At 68.2% G+C, this 9,987-nt stretch carries 15 protein-coding genes; 5 read left to right on the forward strand and 10 right to left on the reverse strand.

Going from position 1 to position 9,987, the window contains the following annotated elements:
* The first annotated feature begins 12 nt into the window (after positions 1–12).
* A complete protein-coding gene (locus tag NA4_RS42935; RefSeq protein ID WP_245671703.1) occupies positions 13–147 on the forward strand; it encodes a Scr1 family TA system antitoxin-like transcriptional regulator in 135 nt (44 codons plus the stop codon).
* 3 nt (positions 148–150) lie between these two features.
* Positions 151–549: a DUF397 domain-containing protein gene (locus NA4_RS33515; RefSeq protein WP_245671701.1), complete on the forward strand. Its 399-nt coding sequence runs from the start codon at positions 151–153 to the stop codon at positions 547–549.
* A gap of 121 nt (positions 550–670) precedes the next feature.
* Here NA4_RS33515 and NA4_RS33520 read toward each other — a convergent pair whose 3' ends face one another.
* Positions 671–1,024, reverse strand: coding sequence for a hypothetical protein (locus tag NA4_RS33520; protein WP_067479335.1), 354 nt, complete (start codon positions 1,022–1,024; stop codon positions 671–673).
* Positions 1,025–1,152: 128 nt separating this feature from the next.
* Between NA4_RS33520 and NA4_RS33525 the strand changes: the two genes are divergently transcribed.
* Entirely contained in the window at positions 1,153–1,446 is a 294-nt protein-coding gene (locus NA4_RS33525; RefSeq protein WP_067479337.1) for a hypothetical protein, read from the forward strand.
* 8 nt (positions 1,447–1,454) lie between these two features.
* Here NA4_RS33525 and NA4_RS33530 read toward each other — a convergent pair whose 3' ends face one another.
* The 4 genes from NA4_RS33530 to NA4_RS33545 all read right to left on the reverse strand — a co-directional run bounded on the left by NA4_RS33530 (position 1,455) and on the right by NA4_RS33545 (position 5,007).
* Positions 1,455–2,678: a DUF1173 family protein gene (locus NA4_RS33530; RefSeq protein ID WP_067479339.1), complete on the reverse strand. Its 1,224-nt coding sequence runs from the start codon at positions 2,676–2,678 to the stop codon at positions 1,455–1,457.
* An 18-nt stretch (positions 2,679–2,696) separates the two neighbouring features.
* Complete coding sequence (locus NA4_RS33535; RefSeq protein WP_157129453.1) at positions 2,697–3,875, reverse strand: hypothetical protein; 1,179 nt, start codon at positions 3,873–3,875, stop codon at positions 2,697–2,699.
* 63 nt (positions 3,876–3,938) lie between these two features.
* A complete protein-coding gene (locus tag NA4_RS33540; protein ID WP_067479343.1) occupies positions 3,939–4,583 on the reverse strand; it encodes a hypothetical protein in 645 nt (214 codons plus the stop codon).
* Positions 4,584–4,617: 34 nt separating this feature from the next.
* Complete coding sequence (locus tag NA4_RS33545) at positions 4,618–5,007, reverse strand: hypothetical protein (RefSeq protein ID WP_067479345.1); 390 nt, start codon at positions 5,005–5,007, stop codon at positions 4,618–4,620.
* A gap of 205 nt (positions 5,008–5,212) precedes the next feature.
* On the opposite strand from NA4_RS33545, the gene NA4_RS33550 reads away from it, so the two are divergent.
* The gene (locus tag NA4_RS33550) at positions 5,213–5,818 is read left to right on the forward strand and encodes a hypothetical protein (protein WP_157129454.1); all 606 of its coding nucleotides are present in this window, start codon (positions 5,213–5,215) and stop codon (positions 5,816–5,818) included.
* A gap of 86 nt (positions 5,819–5,904) precedes the next feature.
* Here NA4_RS33550 and NA4_RS33555 read toward each other — a convergent pair whose 3' ends face one another.
* From NA4_RS33555 to NA4_RS33570, 4 genes are all read right to left on the reverse strand, one after another.
* Positions 5,905–6,150 (reverse strand): hypothetical protein, encoded by a 246-nt coding sequence (locus NA4_RS33555; protein ID WP_245671702.1) that lies wholly within the window; start codon positions 6,148–6,150, stop codon positions 5,905–5,907.
* 30 nt (positions 6,151–6,180) lie between these two features.
* Positions 6,181–6,939, reverse strand: coding sequence for a hypothetical protein (locus NA4_RS33560; protein WP_157129455.1), 759 nt, complete (start codon positions 6,937–6,939; stop codon positions 6,181–6,183).
* 107 nt (positions 6,940–7,046) lie between these two features.
* A complete protein-coding gene (locus NA4_RS33565; RefSeq protein WP_157129456.1) occupies positions 7,047–7,490 on the reverse strand; it encodes a hypothetical protein in 444 nt (147 codons plus the stop codon).
* Entirely contained in the window at positions 7,462–8,364 is a 903-nt protein-coding gene (locus tag NA4_RS33570; protein WP_067479353.1) for a deazapurine DNA modification protein DpdA family protein, read from the reverse strand. The genes NA4_RS33565 and NA4_RS33570 overlap by 29 nt, the downstream gene beginning before the upstream one ends.
* 707 nt (positions 8,365–9,071) lie before the next feature.
* Between NA4_RS33570 and NA4_RS33575 the strand changes: the two genes are divergently transcribed.
* Positions 9,072–9,302, forward strand: a complete 231-nt coding sequence (locus tag NA4_RS33575) for a hypothetical protein (protein WP_067479355.1) — start codon at positions 9,072–9,074, stop codon at positions 9,300–9,302.
* Positions 9,303–9,378: 76 nt separating this feature from the next.
* On the opposite strand, the gene NA4_RS33580 is transcribed toward NA4_RS33575, so the two are convergent.
* Positions 9,379–9,816 carry a hypothetical protein gene (locus NA4_RS33580; RefSeq protein WP_067479357.1) on the reverse strand — a complete coding sequence of 146 codons (438 nt, stop codon included), beginning with the start codon at positions 9,814–9,816 and terminating at the stop codon, positions 9,379–9,381.
* Positions 9,817–9,987: the final 171 nt, after the last annotated feature.

The raw sequence follows: 9,987 nt of genomic DNA on the forward strand, positions 1-9,987 counted from the left end.
TTAACGGAGGATGTGCTGTTGCGCGACCACACCGAAGTCGCCGACCACGACCGGCTCTGGCGGAGGTTGCATGAAATTGCTTTGCCGCCGGACGAGAGCCGAAAACTGATCGCCCGGAATGCAGAGATTCTTTCGAAGGAGCAGTAAGAAGTGAGGAAGTACAACATGACCGGGCACCGGCCAAGCGACGGGTTTATCAAGTCGTCGTTCTCCGAGGGCGGCGGCAACTGTGTCGAGGTTCGGCGGCGGCAGGATGAGCAGGCCGTATACATCCGAGACAGCAAATACCGACGGGACGGGCGCAACAGGCTCGACCTTGAGCCAATCATCGAGATGCCCGCGGCGGCCTGGGATACCTTCGAGGCTCTGGTGCTGCGCCGGACCGTAGTTGAGCAGTTCCCTGGAACGCCTGATATCGAGTACATCGTTGACGGCACAGTCCTTCGGGGCGCAGACGGCACGACGCTGAAGTTCACTTCGGGCGAGTGGGATGCTTTCCGCGCCGGGCTGGCAGAGGCGGAGTTCTACCCGCGGTCGGCAGCCGCCTAGCAACAACAACACAACAACGTCGTTGTCCTGTACTCGGACACGATGCCTCTGCCGAGGCTGAAGAACCTGAGCGTCCCGCCTGGTCCGCACCGATCTGGCGGGACGTTCTGCTATCAGCGCGCTACAGCTCCTGGCCGAGCCCGAAATCCAGCACCAGCGCCCGCAGCCGCCGAGCACCGTCCTCTGTAGTCGGCGCCCACGTACCCCACGGCAGCATCATGTTCTCCGAGGTCCGCTGTCGACCGATCATCGGCGCGAACACGATCCGGCCGACCAGATCCCCCACCGACGTGACCACCAACTCCTCCAGCCGGCCCGGGATCTCCTCGTCCACCTTCAGCCCACCGGTCCGCTGCCACAACGGCGTACTGGTCCCCCAGTTCAACCGCCGCGGCCCCCACAGCTGAGCCGCCAGAACGCGGACCTCGATCGGCGGATCCACCCACCGAATCGGCTCGTACCGCTGTTCGAACATATGAGCGACCATATCGGAAGTTCCTCCCGTCGGCTGTCCCGGCTCTGGCACTGCATCCGTCACGTCGCTACCGCCTCCGCTACCCATCGGACGTGCCGAACCCCAGCCCGCATACCCTGGTTCTCCTCATGGATATGCACCTGCCGCCCCGACCCGATGACGCCGACCTCGGCCAGCAGCTCGACGAGTTCTTGACCGACTACGACTCCTCGGCCCGCTGCGATGCCAACCTCGAACGGCTGCGCACCGAAGACCCGGACGCGGCCCGCATCTTCGCGGGCATCTCCTTCACCGGCTGGCTCACCGACCGTGACCAGACCGGGCCGCTCGGTCGCGCGCTCGAAGAGTACGGCGCCGCCAAGAGCGCCCAGGGCCGAATGGACCTGTTCCACGCGCTGTTCTCCGGCGTCGACGACGAATGAGCGACTGATCACGCGGCCTCCCGCGTCAGGATCGGCAGCGGATCGGTCACGGTCCACTCCACCAGCCTCGACGCCGTTCGCTGGTAGACCGCCAATTTCTCGGCCTTCCGACGCTCATAATCCGCCCGACCCGGCAACCCCCACACCTCGACATACGCGCGGTCCTCATCGGTCAACACGAAATCCGGGAACACCTGGGAAGTCAGCGCATCACCGCCGGCGCCGTCGAAGACCAACGGCTTGACGAAGCTGCGGCCCGCTGCCGCGAGCGCATCGGCCATGCGCACCTCGTGCGACGAATCGGCCGGGATGTAATCACCGCTGGTCAGCATCACCGCCGCATCCACCGCCACCGCGTACCCCTTCACCGACCGCTCGACATAGAACAGCGCGATCCGCCGACCGCCCACCTCGGCCGCGGCCTCGGAGAACGCCGACCGATACGACCGCCGCAACCGCGCGTCAACCTCGGCGTCGGCGAACACCTGCCGCCCTCGGCCCAAATGCGAAAGCTGATACCGCACACCATATTCGGACGGACGAACCGCCTTGATCTCGCCGAGAACGAACCCGCGCCGGATCCGCCTGCGATCCGCGCGCAGCGCGCCCATGAACTCGTCGAACCCCGCGAGATTCGCTTCGGCGTTCTCGGCCCGATACGGCGGCACGACATACAGCACCCGCCCGGCGGGCTGACGGCTGATCGTGCACCCGCAAACCTGCGCGGTCAGCGCCTGGGCCACCGCCGCCCAGCCACGCCGCCGCGCACCCGCCGACCACGCCGTCAGCTCCGCGCTCTCCCACAGGAAATGCAGCAGACCCACCAGCCCCACCGACCGGCGGCCCAACCCCGGATACACAGAAGCACTGACGACCGACCGTCGTTCGGTCGGCTGGCTCACCAACGGCGCCGCGAACGTGATCGACACCCCCGCAGACGTCTCCCGGATCGCCTCCTTGTACGCCCCCCGCCCGCTCAGCTCCGGGTCCAGGCGGTGAAACGCGCACTGCGGATGATGACGCGGCCCCTCACCCGGCCAGCACGCCAGATGATGACGCCCCGACTGCGAACACCGCGTCACCAACCGCAACGGCGGTGTCCGACACAAGCATTCGGCACTACGGCCCGACCGGGCCGCCGCCAGCAACCGCACATGCTGATCCGGATCCTCACGCACCTCGGCCAGCGGCCGCCGCTGCCCGGCCAGCCGAACCCAATCCACGTGACTCACCGCAACCCACCGCCGGTCTCACGCGCCCTTGTACAGCCGCAGCAGCTCGGTGGCGATGGCACGCGCCTGCTCGCAGCCGCCGTTCTCGACCGAAATCCGCACCATGTCCACGTCGCGGCCCTGATCGCCGCGCGCGGGCGGCTGCCACGCCGGATCCACACCCACCCGCATCTGGCAACTATCGGCCCAGCTGGTACCGCGCTCCCCCGCCTGCTCGACCACCGGATATCCATCGATACGGCTGCCGACCTCGTCCATCATCGACGACGCCTCCAACGTCACCTCCGAATCGAACAGGAAATCCACATGCGCACCGCCGCTGCGGTCCGCGACATCGAAGTTGAAATCGCACTGCCACGGCAGCGGCGCCGTGCCGACATACAACCTCGGGTGCCCCGCAGCCAAGGTGTCGAGCACCTTGCACGGATCCAGCGCCGACAATCGCGAGGCCATATTCGCGAAACGCGACTGCGACCGCGCCGGCCGCTGCCCCAGATGCGGGCCCGCGGCCGCCGCCGCCACCGCCGCCGCCTCCGGGCACAGGTCCACCTTCGGGGCCCGGCCCAGGAAATCACCCTTGCGCCACACCACGAACCTCAGCGACTGCCGCGCGTTCAGATCGACATACGCACTGCAAAAGTCCTCCGACGGCGAGGTCCGCACCGTCGTCCCGCCCACCTCGACCGGAACCCCGTACCCGGGCTCCGGGCTGCCGCCCAGCTCGACGCTGATCTTGTCGATCTCCTTCGGCCCGACCGGATCACCGAAAACCGCGGCGCAGCTTTCGAACTCGCCATCAGCGCCCCAATAGCCCGGGTCACCGATCGCCCGCACCGCGGCCTCGTCGAGATATCCGCACGGATCGACCTGCCGCATCGAGTCCCGATAGGCCACCGCATCCCGGTCCGCCGCGGACAACAACTGCTGATACGGCCGCGCCTGCGGCGCCGTCGTCTCCGGCACCGCACCGGTCTCGCCCGGACCCGGCGAACACGCCGCCGCACTCAAACCGAACACCAGCACCAGCACGCACACCAGCAGCGCCGGAGGTCTCGGCCTCACCTCGCGCCCAGCGCCATCGGCGGCTTCAGACCAGCATTCCGGATCGCTGTACTTCGGCTCGGTGCGCACGCTGCGCGTATACGTCCACGACGCCGCGGCCGCGTGCTCGGCGAACGCTCTACCCCACTCCCACACACCGCTCTCCTCCCCTGAGCTTCACTGCCCGGCATCCACCACACCGAGCCGGACCGACAGAATTCATCGCGGCGCCGCCAGCGCATCACGAGCCGCAGCCACCGCCGCGGCCTCCGCTGCCGCCACATCACCGAAGCCGCCGGCCAGCACATCCACCACCACCGGCCCGGCCATCGCATCGACCTGCGCATCGAAACACCCCGGCCCCGGACGGCAGCGGCCCCCGATCACCGCCGCCTGATCGCCCACCCCGGCCAGCTCCCGCCCATCGACCCCGTCGTGGAAAGTCGGAAACACCGCCGCGGCCGCCGCCCGGCTGTTCGCATACGTCGTCGACGCCGTAGCCGGGGCGATCGTCACCCGGACCTCCAGGGCCACCAACGAGCCCTCACCGGCGTGACCCTGCCAATCGGCCATCGTCATCACCAGACCGCCGCCGTACTGCTGCGTGGCCACCACAGGGGGCCTGCACACCGCGCCGGGCAGATGCGCCGCCAACGTCGCCGCCGTCACCAACGAACAGCTCTCCGGCACGACCGGCAACGTCGTGACCGTCACCGTCGTCGACGCACCCAGGTCCGCCCCGTGCGATGCCGCCGGCGCTTCGGGCCCAGTCGACTCGACCGCAATCCACGTCGCGGTGACCGCGACCAGGACGGCGACCGACGCCACCACCCCCGGCCACCGGCCCCGCATCCGCGCATTCATCTCCGCACCCACCGATCAGCGCGGCCGACCCCGCTCACCGGAACTCGGCAACCAGAATGGTCTTGCCGTGCCACTTCGCCGGATCCAGCAGCGCCACAGCGATTTTGCCGGTCGGCGCACCCGCGGCATCGCGCCACACCGTCGGCATATCGGCCAGCACCTTGCCGTCCTCGCGCTGCAACGCCGACTCCTCCGGCACATGCACCACCACCGCCGGCGCCACCAACCCGATACCCAGCACACCCGGAATCGGGCTGTTCGCCAGCGCCTCGGTCTCACCGTGATTGAAACCCAGACCGGCGACGATCCCGTTCGCCGGGTCACCCACCGGCGTCACCGCGCCCGCCGACCCCGCCATCACCGCCGCACCGACCCCCGCGCCCAGCAACGCCAGACCCAGCACCGAAACCGCACGAAAACCCATCAGACTTCCTCCCCGGAACAGGACGCCGACCCCCGTCGAGCCGACAGAAGGGAATCTAAAGCGAATTCTAGGGGTATGTCAACGGAATCGATGCGGCATCGGTGTAAGTGGCTGGCGGTGCCGCACGTCCGGTACACCTCATCGGTTGGTGGAATGGTCGGTCAGAGCGCACCTGGTGGCTAGCTGTTCTGGCACACTGTGCCGAGTGAGCCCTCGGAAGACGTGGCTGGACGGCCGAATCGACGTATTCATGGACGAAACCAACAAGCTCGGCCTCACGTGTCCGCGAGAGCCGATCGGCCAGGAGATCCAGGCGAGAGTGAACGCCGTTGCTCACGCCATGCGAGTCACCGAGCCGACCGCACGCCGAGAGTTCACCGACGAGATGATCCGAGAGATGGCCCAGCGGATGGCATCGGAGTTGGAGGCAGAAAAGCCCGGCGCCGACCCCCTGACCTTGCCACCAACTCATGTCATCTCAACCGCTCTGGCCGGTCGAACCAGCGCCGGCCTGGCGATCGCTGGCCAGCTGGCCATGACAGCAGGCATGCCGTACTTCGACGACGACACCTTCGATCGCGTTCATCAGCCGATCGCGACAATCTGCCACTGGGGAATTCTCATGGAGCGTTCGGCAACCCAGCCCGGACTGGTCGCAGTACCCGAAGCCTTGATCCACCGAACGATCCGCGAACTCGGGAAGGCCATCCACTACCTCGAGGAAGGCGTCGTGCCAACCGACGGCGGTGACCCACACGTGCTCAGGGAAGCATTGGCCGACAATGTGAGCAAACTCGAGGCCGAGCTGTAGTCACACCAGGTCGGTCCCAGCAGCAGGGTCGACGTATTCACCGCAGCGCACTCTGCGGTGTCAGCCAATCTGCCGCCGTCCCGAACTCAGCGGTCCTGCCGGTCAGTGATGACCCCGGCAAGGGCGTTGACCGCATCGCTCGGTGTGGCCCCGGCTTTCCACTGGTCGTAGAACCAGTCCATCGAGTACCCGTCAGCGCGCTGGTCGCCATCGGCGCTGTGACCGAGCAGAGCCTCCGCGGCCCCGATCCAGCGCTCCCAGCCGGTCGGCCGCAACGCAGCAGCCTCGGCCTGGCCGATGATCCAGTGATCGTTGTCCATCGCATCGCTCACGATCGGCAATCCCTTCCCGCCGAGATCCGGCTACAGATCGACATATTCGCGCGGCGCGCCCTGCGGTGCCAGCCGCTGGTCACCCGGATACATGCGCAACGCCGGCAACCGCTGCTCGATCTGCTCGCGCGTCAACGGAGCCGACACCGGCGCCAGACTCGCCTTGTCGTTGTCGGGCGCGTCCTCCCACACGCCGTCCGGATCCAGCGCCCGCACCCGCGCCACCACACCGTCCTCGACATACACCACCCCGCGCAGCCACACCCGCCGGTCCACCGGAATCCGGCCAGGACCACCCGAGAGCCGCCGATCCGCCTCCCACTGCGGATCCGCCGCATCAGCGAACTCGGCCAGCAGATCCCGCGCCGTCGCCGACTTGCGGTACACCACCTGCACACAATCCCCCGACGGCTGCTTGTCGCCCGGCGACTCCTTCAACACCTCCGGCAGATCCCACTCCGGAAACGCCCTACGCGCCCAGTCATACGGCGCGAACGCCGCCCGATCATCACTCCACACCGTCATGATCGTGTGCTTGCCCCGACGCAACTCATCGCGCAGCACCCGCAACTTGTCCCGCCCAGCGCGCGTGCCGATCCGCTCCACCAGCATCTCATCCACCGGCTCACGTTCCTGCCCGAGTTGCCAATACTGCATCGGCATCAACACTCCACCGGGCTGGTCGAACCAGGCTACGACGGTGATCGCATTGTCCTCGTAGGTCTTTTTCACCTGCTCGGCCAACTTCCTCCGCAGCTCGGTGATATCGATCAGGCGCAGCTCAGACACGTCATGCATCTTACGCATATCACGCATTACATCGGGGAACCCGCCCAACGGCCACACCACAGGCCCGCGGCGCTCCGCGACCAGCGTCGACATCGGTGTCATCGTCCTCACCTCCATCTCTCATCGAACGTCTCCGAACCGAACACCGGCAGCTCGACCATCGGGAACTGCGCGGCCCACCCCGCCAAGCCCCCTTCGAGCAACCCCACCGCCGTCGCGACATCCAGCGCGCCCGCCGGCTCACCGATCACCTCCACCTCCCGCAACGGCGGCGCGCAGCAGAACCGGTGACGCACCTCCGTCACCCGCAGCCGCAACCCGCGCCCGTCCTCCGCCTCGAACACCAGCACCTCGCCCATCGCCGGAACCCCGAAGCCCTCGGTCAGCACCGTGAACGACATCGAATCGTCGAACACCGACCCGTCGTCCGCCCGCAGCCGCACCACCACCGCGTAGCCCGCCGGTGCGCCGGCCTCCCCGCGACCGGCACGCAGCTCTCGATCCCCCACGCGCTCACGACCCTCACGCCACGAGCCGGCAACCATCGTCATCGCTCGACACCTCGCTTTCCACGCTCACAGCGCCCGGGCGCGCATCCTGCTCACCCGGATCGGCCACTCCGAACAACCCCACCTGAATCCCGGCCCCCTCTCGCGGCAGCGACGCCAGCAACCGAGACCGCCACTCCAGCGCGTACCACGGACAATTCACGCACCGCCGATGCGAGCACCCCGCCAGCGGCGGCGAATACCTCGCCGAAAACGACCACGCGAGACTGTCCGCCGAAGCCAGCCAATCCCCATACCGGCGCAAACCCTCCTGCTTGACCCCGAAGGCGTGCAACGCGATCCCCGGCACCGCCTCCACCACCGCCGCGACGATCTCCGCGGCCTCCTGCGTGCCCTGGCGCCGACACACCGAGCCCAGCCCCACCCGCGCCTCGCCCGCCAGATCCACCCCCGAACAGGCATACATCTCCACGCACCGCACGTAATCGGCCACCGACCACCCCTGGATCACCGGCATAATCGGCAATTCCGGTGCCAGAGAACGCAATTCGCAGAAGTTCTCCACCGTCCGCCACTGGTGCTCCACCACGCTCAACCCGGTGCCCGCGAACCGGACCCCGTCCACGACCCCGCCCAGGCGCACCCACGGCTCGCACATCCAGTCGGCGGGCGCGGCTAGAACCAGCTGGCCGACCTCGTCCCGATAACCCCGCACCCGATCGACGTACTCCGCCGGCGAGGGCCCGAAATCCCAAGAGCCATACCGCTGAAGCTCGGTGAAGCCCCCGGAATCCAACGCCCACGGCGCGATGGCCCGCGGTAGCCGGGCACAGCGCAACGTCCGATCCGACACGAACAACGGCACCCCCATCCGCGCCAGCCATCCTGGCCGGTGCGAGCCCAGGAAGAACCTCATCACTGCCTATCCTCTCCGGCCGCCTCACCGGGCGGCGGGGCACGCACTCGAAAAACTCTGTAACAGTATCTTACGCATTTAACGCAAATCACGCAATGTGAGGAAAGGTGCGGCCGTCACAGCGACATGGCGAGAACCGTTGCCGCCCTGCGGTTCTGACCTCTGGCCGCCGATGTTCAGAGCTGCCGCGACACAGAGCCTGCCCGGCCTGCGCAGCTCCCGCACAATCACCTCCCAGCGGCATTACGTCCAACCGGGTCACCCGCCGCCGCACCCGCCGGCCGAGCATGAGGCCCCCGCGAGCTGCGCTCGCGCCTCCAGGCCGCCGGCCTGAACCGAACCGACGACGGCGCAGCCGTCGCACCTTCGACGTCCAGCCCGGCATCCGCCGTGCCGGACCGGCAGGCCCCGGCGGTGTAGGGCGGCCGGGGTCCGGCGTCACTCACCCGCGACGTAGCCGCCGCCGCGGCGGCGGGGCGCCACTCACCCAGCCCCCGCCGCTCACCTCCGAGGCCGACGCAGCCGGACCCGCTCACCAGCGGTTCCTTTCCGGCGAAGGACTGACCGATCGAGGGCTATCACAGCCGCGGCGGGCATCAAGAGCGCCTGACGGCGTCACTGCGTGATGGCTCCGCCCCTCCTGACACCCACCACGGCCGTGATCGAGACGCCCTCAGTCAGACCTCCACCGGAAAGGAACCGCCACCATGCTCAGCTCCGACTACGCCGACCTCTCGACCATCGGCGGAATCTGGGATCCCTTCCCGCCCCGCCACCACGGCGGCAGCTACGTCGCCCCCGGCCGCCTCGTCGCCTACTTCCCCGACCGCCCCTGGCCCTACACCCCCGAAACCTGCCAGGCCGGAATGTTCGACACCACCTGGCACCTCGACGGGCACCTGCTGCTGTGCAACGGCTGCGGCGTAGACGCCACCTAGACCCCCTGGCGGGGGCCCCGGCCCCCGCCAGCCCGCCACCGCGGGCAGCTCGCGCGTTGAGACTCCGGGAGCACCCTCACGTCAGACGGGGTATGCCAGGCTCCGGCGGCGACAGTGCGTCGATGACCGCCGCTCCCGCATCCCACGACCGGCGCATCTGGCCGAGCATCTCACCGTTGCGTTCCAGGCCCGCGCCCACGATGCCCTGCATCTCCCTGATGACCGCCACGGAGATCGCGTCGAACTCGGCATACGCAGCGTCGCAACGTTTCCGGGCATCCGCGATCTTGTCAGCGTTCCCGTCCTTCTGCGCTCTGGTCAGTCGGCCCTTGGCAGCCGACCACCGCCGCCGCGCCGACCTCTGCGCCTCCGCCAGCTCGGATCCGCGCACCGCCGAAACCGTGGCCTCGGCATCGCTCAACGCCGCGAGCGCCCAGAACTGCCCACGCTCCCGGTCGGCGACCTCGATCAGCTCGTCGACCCGCGGGATACCGGTACGGTCCGCCTCGCTCATGAACAGCCATTCTCGACTACCGCAGACAGATTCCCGAATCGTCACCGCCGCAGCCGCGCATCACACCAGGACACATCCAAGATCTCCGCACATTCCGACGCTCTCGATGGCAACAGACCCCACCGGCCGCGCCACCGCACCCGGCCGCCGGTCACCCACCCCTCCCCATCA

It is taken from the genome of Nocardia amamiensis NBRC 102102, from assembly GCF_001612745.1.
Lineage (GTDB): Bacteria > Actinomycetota > Actinomycetes > Mycobacteriales > Mycobacteriaceae > Nocardia > Nocardia amamiensis.